At 52.1% G+C, this 15,752-nt stretch carries 12 protein-coding genes; 6 read left to right on the top strand and 6 right to left on the bottom strand.

Features of this window, described 5'->3' with window-relative positions:
- On the bottom strand, nt 1-1,368 hold the full coding sequence (locus tag OGX81_RS17445) for an L-serine ammonia-lyase (protein ID WP_072025320.1): 1,368 nt from the start codon (nt 1,366-1,368) through the stop codon (nt 1-3).
- Nucleotides 1,369-1,584: 216 nt separating this feature from the next.
- On the opposite strand from OGX81_RS17445, the gene serB reads away from it, so the two are divergent.
- From serB to OGX81_RS17430, 3 genes are all read left to right on the top strand, one after another.
- A complete protein-coding gene (gene serB / locus OGX81_RS17440) occupies nt 1,585-2,472 on the top strand; it encodes a phosphoserine phosphatase SerB (protein ID WP_104868445.1) in 888 nt (295 codons plus the stop codon).
- Nucleotides 2,473-2,504: 32 nt separating this feature from the next.
- Nucleotides 2,505-3,827 carry an MFS transporter gene (locus tag OGX81_RS17435; RefSeq protein WP_012131609.1) on the top strand — a complete coding sequence of 441 codons (1,323 nt, stop codon included), beginning with the start codon at nt 2,505-2,507 and terminating at the stop codon, nt 3,825-3,827.
- Nucleotides 3,828-4,138: 311 nt separating this feature from the next.
- Nucleotides 4,139-6,124: a ligand-gated channel protein gene (locus tag OGX81_RS17430; protein ID WP_024130173.1), complete on the top strand. Its 1,986-nt coding sequence runs from the start codon at nt 4,139-4,141 to the stop codon at nt 6,122-6,124.
- Between the two features lie 141 nt (nt 6,125-6,265).
- Here OGX81_RS17430 and lysP read toward each other — a convergent pair whose 3' ends face one another.
- The gene (gene lysP / locus OGX81_RS17425) at nt 6,266-7,735 is read right to left on the bottom strand and encodes a lysine-specific permease (protein ID WP_012131607.1); all 1,470 of its coding nucleotides are present in this window, start codon (nt 7,733-7,735) and stop codon (nt 6,266-6,268) included.
- Between the two features lie 258 nt (nt 7,736-7,993).
- On the bottom strand, nt 7,994-8,857 hold the full coding sequence (gene yieE, locus OGX81_RS17420) for a DNA-binding transcriptional regulator YeiE (RefSeq protein ID WP_012131605.1): 864 nt from the start codon (nt 8,855-8,857) through the stop codon (nt 7,994-7,996).
- Nucleotides 8,858-8,976: 119 nt separating this feature from the next.
- Between yieE and OGX81_RS17415 the strand changes: the two genes are divergently transcribed.
- The 3 genes from OGX81_RS17415 (at nt 8,977) to OGX81_RS17405 (ending at nt 12,096) form a co-directional block, all read left to right on the top strand.
- Nucleotides 8,977-10,026, top strand: a complete 1,050-nt coding sequence (locus tag OGX81_RS17415; RefSeq protein ID WP_012131604.1) for a YeiH family protein — start codon at nt 8,977-8,979, stop codon at nt 10,024-10,026.
- A 115-nt stretch (nt 10,027-10,141) separates the two neighbouring features.
- Nucleotides 10,142-10,999, top strand: a complete 858-nt coding sequence (nfo, locus tag OGX81_RS17410; protein ID WP_104868443.1) for a deoxyribonuclease IV — start codon at nt 10,142-10,144, stop codon at nt 10,997-10,999.
- Nucleotides 11,000-11,001: 2 nt separating this feature from the next.
- Nucleotides 11,002-12,096 carry a sugar kinase gene (locus OGX81_RS17405; RefSeq protein WP_024130172.1) on the top strand — a complete coding sequence of 365 codons (1,095 nt, stop codon included), beginning with the start codon at nt 11,002-11,004 and terminating at the stop codon, nt 12,094-12,096.
- 260 nt (nt 12,097-12,356) lie between these two features.
- Here the strand turns inward: OGX81_RS17405 and OGX81_RS17400 are convergent, their stop codons facing one another.
- The 3 genes from OGX81_RS17400 to OGX81_RS17390 form a co-directional block, all read right to left on the bottom strand.
- Entirely contained in the window at nt 12,357-13,607 is a 1,251-nt protein-coding gene (locus tag OGX81_RS17400) for a NupC/NupG family nucleoside CNT transporter (RefSeq protein WP_104868442.1), read from the bottom strand.
- A gap of 86 nt (nt 13,608-13,693) precedes the next feature.
- On the bottom strand, nt 13,694-14,629 hold the full coding sequence (locus tag OGX81_RS17395) for a pseudouridine-5'-phosphate glycosidase (protein WP_104868441.1): 936 nt from the start codon (nt 14,627-14,629) through the stop codon (nt 13,694-13,696).
- Nucleotides 14,617-15,558 (bottom strand): pseudouridine kinase, encoded by a 942-nt coding sequence (locus tag OGX81_RS17390; RefSeq protein ID WP_012131594.1) that lies wholly within the window; start codon nt 15,556-15,558, stop codon nt 14,617-14,619. The genes OGX81_RS17395 and OGX81_RS17390 overlap by 13 nt, the downstream gene beginning before the upstream one ends.
- Nucleotides 15,559-15,752: the final 194 nt, after the last annotated feature.

Genomic DNA, 15,752 nt, shown 5'->3' with positions numbered 1-15,752 from the left:
CTAGCACCTTTTTCTTGGCTGAATTTTTCCGAGGCATCCGTGGTAAGTCTCGCGATATTTTGCGCTCATGTCTTTGCCGGTTTCATACATGGCGGCAATAATTTCATCCAGAGAAATACAAGGCTCGCTGATGCGGCTCATCGCCATCGTCGCCGCATTAATGGCTTTTACGGCAGAGATGGCGTTTCTTTCTATACAGGGAATTTGCACCTGCCCGCCAACCGGATCGCAGGTCAACCCCAGATGGTGCTCCATCGCAATTTCCGCAGCGCTTAATACCTGCCCGACGGATGCGCCCATCAGCTCCGCCAGCCCTGCCGCCGCCATCGAACATGCGACGCCGATTTCCCCCTGGCATCCCACTTCCGATCCTAAAATCGACGCATTCTGTTTAAACAACAGCGCGACGGCACCTGCCGTAAGAAAAAAACGGGTGATGGCGCCCGCGTCCAGCGGACAAACAAACTTATCGTACCAGCTCAATACCGCCGGAATAATGCCACTTGCGCCATTCGTCGGCGCCGTGACAATCTGCCCGCCTGCCGCATTCTCTTCACTCACGGCAATAGCAAACACGTTAACCCAGTTCAGGGTTGTCAGAAAATCCGCTGCCGAAGGCTTCATACACAACGATTTATGCAATGCGCAGGCCCGACGCGGGATCTGATAAGGGCCGGGAAGCAGCCCTTCGGTATGCAGGCCACGGTGAACGGCCTGCTTCATAACCTCCCAGACCTGCGTTAAATAGCGCTGTAATGAGGGCTGAGAATGGCTGTTCAGCTCATTTTTCATCATCAGCGCCGCAACGGAAAGCCCGTTGCGTTGGCACAGCGTCTGCAACTGCGCGGCGTTGCGAAAGGCAAAGGGAGAGGCGCGTGTCTGATCTGTCGCCACGGGCGCAGACTCACCGTATTTTCGTACCTGCCCGGCGCCGGTCGAAAACCACGTCTCCTCGTATAACGTAAAGTAATCATCTTTGGCGCGAAAGGTCATCGCATAAGGATGTCCAGGATGCGCATGGTGATTCGCAATAATTTTCACCGCCACTGTCACCGTACTGTTCGCCGGGGCAGGCACGTCAAGCATACCGTCATTTTCCGCACGCCTGATGGCGGTCAGTTGCATACGTAAATCCACCTTCTCCGGCTGATTTCCCAGCAATCCCAGATAAAGCGCGGCATCAACATTGTGGCATTTACGGCTTAACGATAATGCGCCAAACAATTCAATTTCAATATTCCTGAGTAACGGCAGCGTATCCTGCCGTTTTAGCTGCGAAATGAAATTGCAAGCCGCACGCATTGGCCCCACGGTTCTTGAACTGGATGGACCTATCACAATTTTGAATATATCAACGCAACTTTCCATTTTTATATATGTATTCCTAAAAAAAGCGCAGGGTGGGATGGCGATAATATACCGTAATCAACATATTAAAAATGATACTTTTCATGCTTATTCATTATCAGGTATTAGAAATAATACCATTTTATCTTTTCTTTAACATTCATATCTGTGATAGCACGACGCACAAGAAACAAACGCCGCCCATTATAATAAAGCGCAATGCAAAGGAGCAACATGATGGCAATAACTTACTTCGTCACATCAACAAACACAGAGCAACTTCAGGCGTGGTTATATAATGATTTTCTTCGTTCTCACGCGATGCAATGTCATTATTTATTAGAGCGTCGGCATCTGGCATTAATCAATAAGGATTATTTAAAACTTACGCTACCCGATGAAATGCTGACGCAGGCTATTTATCAGAAATTACGCGCTGCATCACTGCAATTGCAGTTTGATTTTTTTGTCAAACCTCAGAGCATCCCCACAAAGGGAGTGATTGCATTTGATATGGACTCAACGTTTATTGAAGAGGAAGGCGTGGATGAAATCGCTCACACGCTTGGCATCTCTGCGCAAATCGCGGAGATGACCCAACAGGCGATGGAAGGGAAAGTAGATTTCGACACCAGTTTTACCCGCCGTATTCGCATGTTAAAAGGCACGCACTGTGATGTTCTCAATGCCGTTTGCGATCGAATGACGATTTCCCCCGGCCTTGCCGCTATGTTGCCGGTACTGAAAAACAAAGGGTTTAAAACGGCCATTATTTCCGGTGGTCTGGATATTTTCACCCAACGACTGAAAGAAAAGTATCAGCTCGACTACGCCTTTTCCAACACGGTTGAAATAAAAGATAACGTCCTGACGGACAATATTACCCTCCCGATCATGAATGCCAGGAAAAAGCGGCAAACGCTCTCTGCGCTGGCAACACAACTCAACCTCGCTGTACACAACATTATTGCCTGCGGCGACGGCGCAAACGATCTGCCGATGCTAACGTACGCGGGAACCGGTATCGCGTGGCGGGCAAAACCCGTTGTCAGAGAAACAATCCATCATCAGATTAATTTTCATGGATTCGAATCACTTCTGTTCTTTATTGAAGATGAATTATAACCACATTTCCGTCGCCGGAAGGGAAACTCACGATGAACATAAAAGCATTTATTTTCAGTCAGGCCGATCGGCCTGTTATGAACGCGAAAAAAGAGATTGATCATACTTATAAAAAATTTCGCACAGAGATCATCACCTCGGTATTTATCTCTTATGCCGTATTCTATCTGACCCGTAAAAACTTTTCTGCTGCGATGCCAGCCATGCTGGCGGATACGTCGCTAACCGCAGAAGATTTCGCCATCATGTCCTCCATTTTTTACATTCTTTATGGTTCCATGAAGTTTGTTGGCGGCATGCTGGTTGATAAAATTAACCCTAAAGCCATGACCGGCCCGGTGCTGATTGGCGTCGGCATCGTCAATATTCTCTTTGGCTTTTCCGATAGCGTCGCGGCGTTCTACGTATTGTACAGCCTCAATGCGATTCTCCAGGGCACCAGCTTCCCGCCAATGGCGAAAATTATGGCCTCCTGGTTCTCAAAAAACGAACGCGGGCGCTGGTGGGCAATCGTTGAAGCAGCGCATAACATTGGCGGCAGCCTTGCCCCGCTGCTCACCAGCTTCGCCATTGCCTTTAGCGGCAGCTGGAAAATGGGCTTCTATGTCCCTGGAGTCATTTCCCTTCTGATGGGGGTTGTCGCGCTGTTTACGATTCAGGATCGTCCCGGCACCCTCGGGCTACCCAATGTCGGCGAATGGCGTAACGACCCTACCGAGCTTGCACAGGTAAAAGCCAGCCCGGTCAATCTGAGCTTCTGGCAGGTGTTCGTTAAATACATTCTGACCAACCCACTGGTATGGATCATCATCGTAGGCGATATGTCCGTGTATATTGCGCGCACTATTCTCAATGACTGGCCGCAAATCTATTACTCGCAGGTACACGGCTGGAGCCTGATTAAAGCAAACTCCATTATCTCGTGGTTCGAAGCTGGCGGGCTGGCAGGGGGACTGCTGGCCGGATATTTGTCAGACTTTATGTTTAAAAGCAACCGCTGGATGACGGGGTTAATCTTCGCCTTAATGCTCTGCGTATGCATCGTGCTTATCCCACTGGTGCAGGATACCTCTTACACCATCACCGCCGTACTTTTCACCATCATGGGATTTGCACTGTACGGGCCGCATATGCTTTTTGCCGTCGGCTGCCTGGACGTTACTCACAAAGATGCTGCGGGTTCTATTACCGGTTTCCGGGGATTATTCAGTTATGTTGGCGCGGCAATGGCCGGCGTACCGGTCATTCTGGTGAAAAATAGCTGGGAATGGTCTGGCGTCTATATTTACGCCTTCATCGCTATTTTATTAACCACGCTCTCCCTGGCGCTACTTTCTCGTCTCCATCGTCTGTAAAAAACGATAATCTATTGCCATAACGTAACAACGGAGGGTATCTGCCCTCCTTTTCATCCTTCATTTCTCCATTTTTTCTTCAAAATTTCCTCACATTTACGATCCGCCATCTTATTGATTTGAAATCCCTTTCCGTGAAAAACAATTAAACACAAATGATTTCAATTATCATTTGTGTTTACAAATATTCATTCTTTTGTACAATTCGTCCCGCTTATTCACCGCAAAGAGTACTTAAAAGACAAATACATACCGTTGTCATGGCCTTTTTTCATGGCTCGCAGTTTTACTCATTTAATGGAATGACAAAAATGACCATACCTCACGTTAAGGCTATCGCTGCCGCAGTATGCGCAGCGTGTCTCCCATCGCTCGTCTATGCTGCCGATCAGGACACCGTCGTTGTTACCGCCACGGGATTTGAGCAGAAAATCCAGAACGCCCCCGCGTCTATCTCCGTTATCACCAAACAGCAGATCGAAGACAAAGCCTATCGCGATGTCACCGATGCGCTGAAAGATGTGCCCGGAGTCGTCGTTACCGGCGGCGGCAGCAGTAGCGATATCAGCATCCGCGGGATGGCTTCGCAATACACGCTGTTCCTGGTCAACGGTAAGCGCATCAGCACGCGCGGCACGCGTCCGAACAGCGATAATTCCGGGATCGAGCAAGGCTGGCTGCCGCCGCTGGAATCGATCGAGCGTATTGAAGTTATTCGCGGGCCAATGTCATCGCTTTACGGTTCAGATGCGATGGGTGGCGTCATTAACGTGATCACCAAAAAAGTGTCCAACACGAAAGGCTGGACCGGCTCCCTGCATGGCGACGCCACCTTCCAGGAAGACAGGGACTCCGGTGATTTGTACCAGACCAACGCTTATGCGTCCGGCCCGCTGATTGACGGATTGCTGGGAGCGAAAGTGACCGGGCTGCTCTCTCGCCGTGCGGAAGACAAAATCGTCAATGGCTACAACGAGCAGCGCCTGCGCAACGGGGCTTTAACGCTTAACTTTACGCCAGATGATAAAAACGATTTTGACTTCGACATCGCGCGTGAATTGCAGGATCGCGACAGTACGCCAGGCAAGTCAATGGCAGAAGAAAGCTGCCGCAACGGTAGCTGTAAGCCAAACAGCAAAAGCGAAAACCGCTATGAGCACACCACTTATTCCTTAACCCACAGCGGTTATTACGACGACTTCAACACCACCAGCTACATTCAGCAGGAAGAGACCAACAACCCCGGTCGCCAGATGAAGTCTTACAACACCATCTTTAATAACCAGAACCAGATCTTCCTCGGCGCGCATACCCTGACATTAGGTGGGCAGTATCGTTACGAGAAACTGAGCGATAACGGCAACCAGTTAAAAGCCTACGAAGACGTGAACAAGCTGACCCGCTGGAGCTGGGCGCTGTTTGCTGAAGATGAGTGGGCGATGACCGACAGCTTTACGCTGACCGGCGGTATCCGTATGGATAAAGATGAAAACTATGGCGACAACTGGACGCCGCGTGGCTATGGCGTATGGCATCTTACCGATCAGTGGACCTTAAAAGGCGGCGTCTCTGCGGGCTACCGCGCACCGGATCTGCGCCAGTCCTCCCCGACCTGGGGACAGATTACCGGCGGCGGTCGTCTGAACGGTATTATTGTCGGTAACGCAGACCTGAAACCAGAAAAGAGCCTGAGCGAAGAGTTGGGCCTGCTGTGGGATAACGGAGATAACCTTAACGCTGGCGTGACGCTGTTCAATACCGACTTCAAAGATAAGATAACTGAAGTGCGTCGCTGCAACAGCAGTTCAGATCCGGCCTGTACTATTGGTGGTGAGAAATACGACTTTGTCAGCGATCGCGTCAACGTTGATAAAGCCAATATGCGCGGCGTGGAGTCCACCTTTGGCTGGAAGATCACCCGCGATCTCAACTGGACGGCGAACTACACCTATACCGAATCTGAGCAGAAAAGCGGCCAGTTCTCTGGCAAGCCGTTGAATAAAATGCCGAAGCATATGTTCAACACCACGCTGGACTGGCAGGCAACGCAGGATGTTGGCTTCTGGAGCCGTCTGAACTTCCGCGGCAAGACCTCCGAATACCTGAGCCGTACTTCAATGGCCCAGGGAACGCCGTCTTATACGCAGGTTGATGTTGGTGTGCGTTATTACGCGTACAAAAATCTGCTGTTAACTGCGGGCGTGTATAACGTTCTGGACAAACAGATCGATTACGAGACTTACGATACCATTCTCGACGGTCGTCGTTACACGGTTGGCCTGACTTATAACTTCTAAGTTCAGTACAACAAAAAGCCCCGGCATGATGAATGTCGGGGCTTTTTGATTTTACCTGCCGGATGGCGGCGTAAACGCCTTATCCGGCCTACAAATGTCGCTCCTGTAGGCCTGATAAGCGCAACGCCATCAGGCACCAGGTTATTTCTTCACACGCTCCGGGAAGTGCATTTCACTGTAGCGAACAAAGTGCGTTCCCTTTGTCAGCTTGTAGCCAAACCAGATAGCCAGGAACAGCGGAATCCCGATATAAGTTGCCGCTACGCCGCCCCAGTCAATGGTGTCTTTCAGGAAGGCTTCATAGTTCTGACCCAGCGTGATGGTCAGACACAGCACAAACGCAAAGATCGGCCCCAGCGGGAAGAATCCAGAACGGTACGGCAGATCTTTCACATCGTTACCCTGCAACACATAGCCACGGCGGAAACGATAATGGCTGATGGCAATCCCCAGCCAGGCGATAAAGCCCGTCATCCCGGAGGTATTCAGCAGCCACAGGTATACCGTCTGGTTGCCAAACATCGACGTCAGGAAACAAAGCCCCGCAATTACCGTCGTCGCATACAGCGCGTTACGCGGAACGCCGCCGCGTGACAGCTGCGCGAAAATACGCGGCGCTTTACCGTCACAGGCCAGGGTGTAGAGCATACGGGTAGACGCGTACATCCCGGAGTTACCCGCCGACAGCACCGCCGTCAGGATAACCGCGTTCATTACCGCCGCAGCGGAAAGCAGACCCGCATGCTGGAACACCAGAGTGAACGGGCTGACGCTAATGTCTTTCACATCGTTACGCAGCAGGCTCGGGTCGGTATACGGGATAATCAGGCTGATAATCAGGATCGCGAACACATAGAACAGCAGGATACGCCAGAATACCTGACGCACCGCGCGCGGAATGTTTTTCTCTGGATCTTCAGACTCACCCGCCGCGATACCAATCAGTTCCGTCCCCTGGAAGGAGAAGCCGACGATCATCGCCACGCCAATCATCGCCGCAAAACCCCCGGCAAACGGCGCATCGCCGGTCGTCCAGTTGCTCCAGCCCACTGGCTGCGCCCCTTTGAAGATGCCGACGATCATCATGACGCCCACGATGATAAAGATAATGACGGTCGCCACTTTGATCAGCGAGAACCAGTATTCTGCTTCGCCAAAGCCTCTGACCGAGATGTAGTTCAGCAGGAAGATCACGCCGAGGAACAGCGCACTCCAGATCCAACCCGGCGTATCCGGGAACCACCAGTTCATCACCAGTTGTGCGGCCACGAGGTCTACGGCGATGGTCACCGCCCAGTTGTACCAGTAGTTCCAGCCGAGCGCGAAGCCAAAGCCTTCTTCAACATAGTTCTGACCGTAAGTCGCAAATGAACCGGATACCGGCATATACGCCGCCAGTTCGCCGAGACTGGTCATCAGGAAGTAGACCATCAGACCGATCAGGATATAAGAAAACAGCGCGCCGCCTGGACCCGCCGCAGAAATGGTTGCACCAGATGCAACGAAAAGACCCGTACCGATGGAACCGCCAATGGCGATCATTGTCAGGTGACGCGCCTTTAATTCGCGACGTAACGCGGGCGCTTCTGTGGTTTTAGTTTCGGAAACCATGTGAAAATGCTATCCATCCAAAAAATGAGGCGCGATTGTAGCAGACGAAACGCCATCCTTCCGGCACAAATGCGCAGTTATAAGAGACCTTCATGACTGGCCGCGGATTATAAGTAAAGTGTAGATCGGATAGGCGTTAAGACATTCGCCTGATGGCGCTACGCTTATCAGGCCTACAGGCTCGACATTTGTAGGCCTGATAAGCGTTGAGTTTGTAGGCCGGATAAGGCGTTTACGCCGCCATCCGGCAAAGGACGCTTATTCGCAGTAGCGCAGAAAACGCTGTAAGGCATTGGAAAGGTGTTTCTGGCGATGGTGGATTCGCCACAGGGTTCGCACCAGGCGCGGTAAAGGCACCGCGATTTCACTCAACGTTCCCGCCTGAAGCTGTTCCTCAATAACCCGCCGCGACAGGCAGCTGATGCCCAGACCATGACGCACGGCGTGTTTGATCGCTTCGGAGTTACCCAACTCCATCGCCATTTCGAATTTTGGCAAGTGCGAAAGCAACAGGTAGTCAACAATCTCACGCGTACCGGAACCGCGCTCGCGCAGTATCCAGGGCGCGGCGGCAAGTTGTTCAAGCGTTACCGGCCCTTGCGCCAACGGCGAGGACGGTGCGGCAAACACCACCAGCTCATCGTCCAGCCACGGCTCAGAAATAATCTCAGTATTGTGGCACGGGCCTTCAATCAGGCCGATATCCACCCGAAAATCGAGCACCGCCGTAATGACATCCTGGCTGTTGCCCACGCTAAGTTCCAACGGCAGATCGGGAAAGTCCTTCCTGTAACGGGCAATTACCGCAGGCAGGATGTAATTGCCGATGGTACTACTGGCATAAACGCGGATTGCGCCGTTGTCTTCCCGAAACAGTTGCTCAATTTCGACAGCCTGCTCCAGCAGCGCCAGCGCGCGCGGGTACAGCAAGCGCCCGTGTTCATTGACCACCAGCCGTTTTCCAACGCGGTCAAATAGCTGTACGCCAAGCTGACCTTCCAGATCGGTCAATGCTGCGCTTACGGCCGACTGCGACAGCGACAGCATGACAGATGCCTGGGTCGTCGAGCCGCTTTTTAGCACCTCAGTAAAAACTTCTAGTTGTCGTAGCGTGATATGCATTGTTGTTTTCCACTGGCAGGCCGTCGCTTACCACTTATAAAGATTAATTATAAATATATAATCAATTTTATTTTTAAACCAGTTCGCCATAACATTTTACCCATATAGAGGAGAAGGTTATGACAGAACTCACCTTACAGAATCACCATCGTACAGTGTGGCATTTTATACCGGGGCTTGCCCTGAGCGCAGTTATCACAGGGGCCGCCCTGTGGGGTGGATCTATTCCAGCCGTCGCGGGAGCCGGGTTCAGCGCCCTCACCTTAGCCATCTTACTGGGAATGGTCATCGGCAATACGGTGTATCCGCAAATCTGGAAAAGCTGTGACGGCGGCGTGCTGTTCGCTAAACAACATCTATTACGCCTGGGGATCATTCTCTACGGGTTTCGCCTCACCTTCTCACAGATTGCAGACGTGGGCGTCAGCGGGATTGTGATTGATGTACTGACGCTCTCCAGCACTTTTTTACTCGCCTGTTTCCTCGGGCAGAAAGTGTTTGGTCTGGACAAGCACACCAGTTGGCTGATTGGCGCCGGAAGCAGTATTTGCGGAGCGGCGGCAGTGCTGGCAACGGAGCCTGTCGTCAAAGCGGAGGCCAGTAAAGTTACGGTGGCCGTCGCGACGGTAGTGATTTTCGGTACGCTGGCAATCTTCCTCTACCCGGCAATGTATCCGCTGCTGGCGCACTGGTTTAGCCCGGAAACCTACGGCATCTATATTGGTTCGACCATGCATGAAGTAGCCCAGGTCGTTGCCGCCGGACACGCCATTAACCCGGACGCGGAAAACGCCGCGGTGATTGCCAAAATGCTGCGCGTAATGATGCTGGCGCCGTTTCTGATTCTGCTGGCCGCCCGTGTGAAACAACTTTCTCCGGCGACGGGCGCGGAGAAAAGCAAAATCACCATCCCGTGGTTTGCGGTGCTGTTCATCGTAGTGGCAATCGTTAACTCGTTCCATCTGCTGCCGCAGGCGGTGGTAAACATGTTGATTACGCTGGATACGGTTCTGCTGGCGATGGCAATGGCCGCGCTGGGTCTTACAACGCACGTCAGCGCGCTGAAGAAAGCCGGGGCGAAACCGTTACTGATGGCGCTGGTGCTGTTTGTCTGGCTGATTGTTGGCGGCGGCGTGATTAACGTACTGATTCACCATCTTATCGCATAAAGCACTACATTTTGCCCCTGTTAACCCGCTATCATTGGAGAGTATTTTTTTCGAATACACGACATTATTCAAACCTGAAGAATAATGTGTATAGCGGGTTTAACAGGAGTCTTCCATGAAATATATCGGAGCGCATGTCAGCGCCGCTGGCGGGTTAGCCAACGCTGCAATTCGCGCCGCAGAAATTGACGCAACCGCATTTGCGCTGTTCACGAAAAATCAGCGTCAATGGCGCGCCGCGCCGCTCACAGCCCAAATCATTGATGACTTTAAGGCCGCCTGCGAGAAATACCACTATTCGCCTGCGCAGATCCTTCCCCACGACAGCTATCTGATCAACCTCGGGCACCCTGTCAGCGAAGCGCTGGAAAAATCACGCGATGCGTTTATTGATGAAATGCAGCGTTGTGAGCAACTGGGGCTATCGCTGCTCAATTTCCATCCGGGCAGCCATTTACAGCAAATCCCGGAAGAGGAATGTCTGGCGCGAATTGCAGAGTCGATCAACATTGCCCTTGAGAAAACCCAAGGGGTCACGGCAGTCATTGAAAACACTGCGGGTCAGGGGAGCAATCTGGGATTCAGGTTTGAGCATCTCGCCGCCATCATCGACGGCGTGGACGATAAGTCCCGCGTGGGCGTCTGTATTGATACCTGTCACGCGTTCGCGGCCGGTTACGATCTGCGTACCACCGGCGAATGTGAAAAAACATTCGCCGACTTTGAGCGTGTTGTGGGCTTTACATACCTGCGCGGCATGCACCTGAACGACGCGAAAAGCGCCTTTGGCAGCCGCGTTGACCGTCACCACAGTTTGGGCGAAGGCAACATTGGTCATGAGGCATTTCGCTGGATTATGCAGGACGATCGTTTTGACGGTATTCCGCTGATTCTGGAAACCATCAACCCGGATATCTGGGCAGAAGAGATCGCCTGGCTGAAAGCGCAGCAAACGGCAAAGGTGGTTGCGTAATGATGAACGACAGGGAAAAGCAGATCCTCAAGATCCTGCGCCGCAATCCGCTCATTCAGCAAAATGAAATCGCTGATATTTTGCAGATCAGTCGCTCACGCGTGGCGGCCCATATTATGGACCTGATGCGTAAAGGGATGATCAAAGGCAAAGGCTATATCCTCACCGAGCAGGAGTATTGCGTGGTGGTCGGGGCGATCAATATGGATATTCGCGGCGTGGCGGATATCCATTATCCGCAGGCGGCTTCCAACCCTGGCAGCATTCACTGTTCTGCTGGCGGCGTGGGGCGCAATATTGCGCATAATCTGGCGCTGCTGGGTCGCGATGTGCATTTGCTCTCTGCGGTCGGTAGCGATTTTTATGGTGAAACGCTGCTGGAGCAGACTCGTCAGGCTGGCGTGAACATCTCCAGCTGTATCCGTCTGCATGGGCATAACACTTCAACCTATCTGTCCATCGCCAACCAGCAGGAAGAGACGGTGCTGGCGATTAACGACACCCACATTCTGCAACAGCTGACGCCGCAGTTGCTGAATAGCTCGCGGGATCTGATCCGTCACGCTGGCGTGGTGCTGGCGGACTGCAACCTGACGCCGGAGGCCATCGAATGGGTCTTTACCATTGCGGATGAAATCCCGGTCTTTATTGATACCGTTTCAGAGTTCAAAGCGGAAAAAATCAGGACCTGGTATTCACGCATTCATACGTTAAAACCCACGCAAAAAGAGCTGGAGATTCTGTGGGGAAAAGCGGTGCGTTCCGATGCCGACCGTGTACAGGCCGTCAATGACCTGCATCAGCAAGGCGTACAGCGAATCTTCGTTTGCCTGGAAGATGAAGCGGTCTTTTGTAGCGAGAAAAACGGCGAGCAGTTTTTACTCACCCCGCCGTCTCACACCCGCGTGGACAGCTTCGGCGCGGATGATGGCTTCATGGCCGGGTTGCTCTACAGCTTTCTGGAGGGAAGTGATTTTCGCGATAGCGCGAATTTCGCGATGGCCTGCGCGGCGTTATCGCGCGCCAGCATCAGTATTAACAACCCCACCCTCTCCGCCGATAACGCGCTTTATCTGCTGAAAACAACCCTGGCATAATGCCTGATGGCGCTGCGCTTATCAGGCCTACGGTTGCGTCACTGTGGGTCGGATATGCCTGATGGCGCTGCACTTATCAGGCCTACGGAGTGCGCCAATGTGGGTCGAATATGCCTGATGGCGCTGCGCTTATCATGCCTACGGGGTGCGCCACTGTGGGTCAAATATGCCTGATGGCGCTGCGCTTATCAGGCCTACGAGGTGCGTTACTGTAGGCCGGATAAGGCGAAGCCGCCATCCGGCAAAATCGTCTACTACAACTACGCCAGCCCGATAAAGAACCCCGCGATAGTGGCGCTCATCAGGTTAGAGAGCGTTGCCGCCGCCAGCGCACGCATTCCAAGCTGGGCGATTTCCGGCGCACGCTGCGGCGCAATCGCAGAAAACGCGCCTACCACCACGCCAATTGAACCAAAGTTGGCAAAGCCACACAACGCGAAAGAGATAATCGCTATCGTCTTCACATCCAGCGTACCGGCAGCTTGCAGATATGGAGAGAAGTTGAGGTAAGCGACAAACTCGTTAATCGCCAGTTTTTGCCCAATCAGGCTACCGGCAAGCGTCGCATCGCTCCAGTCCACGCCCATAATCCAGGCCAGCGGCGCTAAAACCCAGCCGAAGATCCCTTCTAGCGTGGCGTGACCAAAGCCGAACCAGCCGCCAACGCCGCCGATGATGCCGTTAATCAGCGCGATAATCGCAACAAACGCCATCACCACCGTCGCCACACCGGCGGCGATTTTCAGCCCGGTCATCGCGCCGCTGGCCGCCGCTTCGATGATGCTTTTTGGCGGCGTTTCAGTAAACGACAGATTTTCAAACGTCACCTTCGATTCTTCCGTTGCCGGGCTCAGCATACGGGCAAACAGAATCCCTCCGGGGATCGCCATTAAGGACGCTGCCAGCAGATAATCAATCGGCACCCCCATTCCGGCATAGCCGATCATCATCGAACCGGCGATTGAGGCCATGCCGCTACAAATGGCGGTAAACAGCTCGTTGCGGTTGAGACGATCGATAAACGGCTTAACAATCGCCGGGATCTCGTTTTGCCCGAGGAAAATGGTAGTGACCGCAACGAACGACTCGATCTTGCTGATGTTCAGCGCTTTCTGGAAAATACCGCCGAGGATACGGATCAGCAGTCCCATCACGCCAATGTAGTAAAGCAAGCTGATCAGCGCAGTCACAAAGATGATGGCAGGCAACACGCGAAAGGCGAAGATAAACCCGGCGCCGTCAAACAGCACATCCATTTTTGGCCCTACTAATGAGCCAAAGATAAATGCGCTACCCGCGTCGCTGTAGGACATCACCTTGTGGACACCGAGCGCGGCCTGCTCCACCAGCCATTTCCCCGGCGGGAAATAAAGCATGATCCCACCGATGGCGATTTGCAACACCAGCGCCGCGCCAACGGTACGCAGGCTGATACGTTTTTTATTCACTGACAGCAGAAATGCGATTGCCAGTAGTACCACCATACCCACAACACTTCTCATTATATCCATAATGATTTTCCCTTCATGCCAGGAAACCCGGCGTGAAAGCCAGGTTTTGATATCGCGGGCGACCGCTCTCTGCCCGTGCGTTTTTATCAGGCGAGGCGTTGATATTCCTTCGCTATTTCACAGGCCAGTACAGCGTTGTTGAACACCAGTTGGATATTGGATTTCAGGCTATCGCCGCCGGTCAGTTCCGCCACGCGCGCCAGCAAGAATGGCGTACTTTCTTTCCCCACGACGCCCTGCTCTTCCGCTTCTTTCACGGCCTGATCGATCGACGCGTTGATTTTCTCTTCCGCCATCGCAAACTGTTCCGGGATCGGGTTTGCCACAACCAGACCACCGTTCAGACCGGTTTGCCATTTCACCGCCATTGCGCGAGCGATCTCTTGCGCGCTGTCCAGGCGGATACTGACGTCAAACGGACTGGTACGGCAGAAAAATGCCGGTAATGCCTGGGTCTGATAGCCAATTAACGGCACGCCAAAAGTCTCTAAATATTCGGTGGTTAATCCCAGGTCGAGAATTGATTTCGCCCCTGCACAAACCACCGTGACATTGGTATGCGCCAGCTCCTGCAAGTCAGCAGAAATATCAAACGTATGTTCTGCGCCACGATGTACGCCACCGATACCGCCGGTTGCAAATACTTTAATTCCGGCCAGTGCGGCAATAATCATGGTGGATGCGACCGTCGTTGCGCCATTTTTTCCAGCGGCAACCACAAACGGTAAGTCACGACGACTGACTTTTGTAACGTTATGTCCTTCACGACCTAATAATTCAATTTCTTCTTTATTCAGGCCCACTTTCATTACACCGCCAATAATGGCAATGGTTGCGGGCACGGCGCCATGCTTACGAATGGTTTCTTCAACTTCAATTGCCGTTTGCGCATTTTGCGGAAAAGGCATGCCGTGGGAAATAATGGTTGATTCCAGCGCAACAATGGGTTTCTTACTCTTTAATGCGTCCTGTACTTCTGGCGAAATTTGTAATAATTCAGAGGAAAGAGTTAATTCAGACATTCTGTGTTCTCCACTAACGATGTAACATTCGCGACAGATAAATCAGGGTTATTGGTATATTCACAGGCAAGCGCCATTGATGAACAACCCTGTGCAAATCGAACCGAATCTATAAAGGGTAAGCCGTCCATCCAGCAGGCGGCGAGTCCCGCCATCATGGCGTCGCCAGCGCCGGTCACATTGACGACGTTGGTTTTAATGGGGAGCGACCAGCCGTTTTCGCCGTTTATATCGCTGTAATAAACGCCGTCGCCACCCATACTAAGCACCAGACGGTTCAGGCCATGTTCATGAAACCATGCCGCAACGCTCCCGACATCTTCCCGCCCGGAGAGGGGAATGCCGCTAAGGGTTTCAGCTTCAAGCCGGTTGGGTTTCAGCGTGTGAATTTTGCCAAGTCGCTCGCGAATTTTGACACACTTCCAGGCAGAAACCGGATCAACAAATACCGGCACATCGCCTGCATTTTCCAGCACCCAGTTCAGTGCCTCTTCGCTGATATTACAATCGGCGACAATCACTTTTGCCCCACGAATAAAATCAGCATGCTGTGATAAAAATTCAGCCGAAATAAAGTCGGTAATGCTCATGTCATTTATGGCGACCAGCATTTCTCCGGTATTGTCGAGCAGGGATAAGTAACTTGACGTATTTTCTCCCGGCACAATCAGACATTTATCAACGTGCACACCGGATTGATTCGTTTGCGCCATCAATGACTGCCCATAGAAATCACTCCCGACGGCCGTCAGTAGCCATGAGTTTTTTCCCAGCAGCGCCAGATTATGCGCAATATTGCGCCCCACGCCGCCGGGGGTAAATTTTATTTTCCCCGGATTGGAGTCCGCATAATTTAAAGAAGCATGCGAATACCCGGCAACATCCATATTGGCTGAGCCAATCGTCACTATGTATTCCGTTTCACGCATAGAACGTCCTCTGGCATTAAGCTGCCATAACAATGAGTTCGTTAAGAATAACCACCGCCACAATCGAGATTATTAGAGCACATGTTCATATTAAAACATGTGTTCATGATATGCGTGTTTTTGATAAAGTAAATCCATCCGCAAGCCCTAAAGCGAATAGATATGAACAGAGTCACAATTTTTTATAGATACAG

The organism is Citrobacter sp. CK206, from assembly GCF_030333125.1.
Classification (GTDB): Bacteria; Pseudomonadota; Gammaproteobacteria; order Enterobacterales; family Enterobacteriaceae; genus Citrobacter_B; species Citrobacter_B koseri.
This window is presented reverse-complemented; position numbering and strand designations above follow the sequence as displayed.

Coding starts and splice junctions, on each gene's coding strand:
- serB (WP_104868445.1), top strand. CDS start 1,585: ATGGCAATAACTTACTTCGTCACATCAACAAACACAGAGCAACTTCAG.
- OGX81_RS17415 (WP_012131604.1), top strand. CDS start 8,977: ATGACAGAACTCACCTTACAGAATCACCATCGTACAGTGTGGCATTTT.
- lysP (WP_012131607.1), bottom strand. CDS start 7,735: ATGGTTTCCGAAACTAAAACCACAGAAGCGCCCGCGTTACGTCGCGAA.
- OGX81_RS17395 (WP_104868441.1), bottom strand. CDS start 14,629: ATGTCTGAATTAACTCTTTCCTCTGAATTATTACAAATTTCGCCAGAA.
- yieE (WP_012131605.1), bottom strand. CDS start 8,857: ATGCATATCACGCTACGACAACTAGAAGTTTTTACTGAGGTGCTAAAA.
- OGX81_RS17390 (WP_012131594.1), bottom strand. CDS start 15,558: ATGCGTGAAACGGAATACATAGTGACGATTGGCTCAGCCAATATGGAT.
- OGX81_RS17430 (WP_024130173.1), top strand. CDS start 4,139: ATGACCATACCTCACGTTAAGGCTATCGCTGCCGCAGTATGCGCAGCG.
- OGX81_RS17435 (WP_012131609.1), top strand. CDS start 2,505: ATGAACATAAAAGCATTTATTTTCAGTCAGGCCGATCGGCCTGTTATG.
- OGX81_RS17405 (WP_024130172.1), top strand. CDS start 11,002: ATGAACGACAGGGAAAAGCAGATCCTCAAGATCCTGCGCCGCAATCCG.
- OGX81_RS17400 (WP_104868442.1), bottom strand. CDS start 13,607: ATGGATATAATGAGAAGTGTTGTGGGTATGGTGGTACTACTGGCAATC.
- OGX81_RS17445 (WP_072025320.1), bottom strand. CDS start 1,368: ATGGAAAGTTGCGTTGATATATTCAAAATTGTGATAGGTCCATCCAGT.
- nfo (WP_104868443.1), top strand. CDS start 10,142: ATGAAATATATCGGAGCGCATGTCAGCGCCGCTGGCGGGTTAGCCAAC.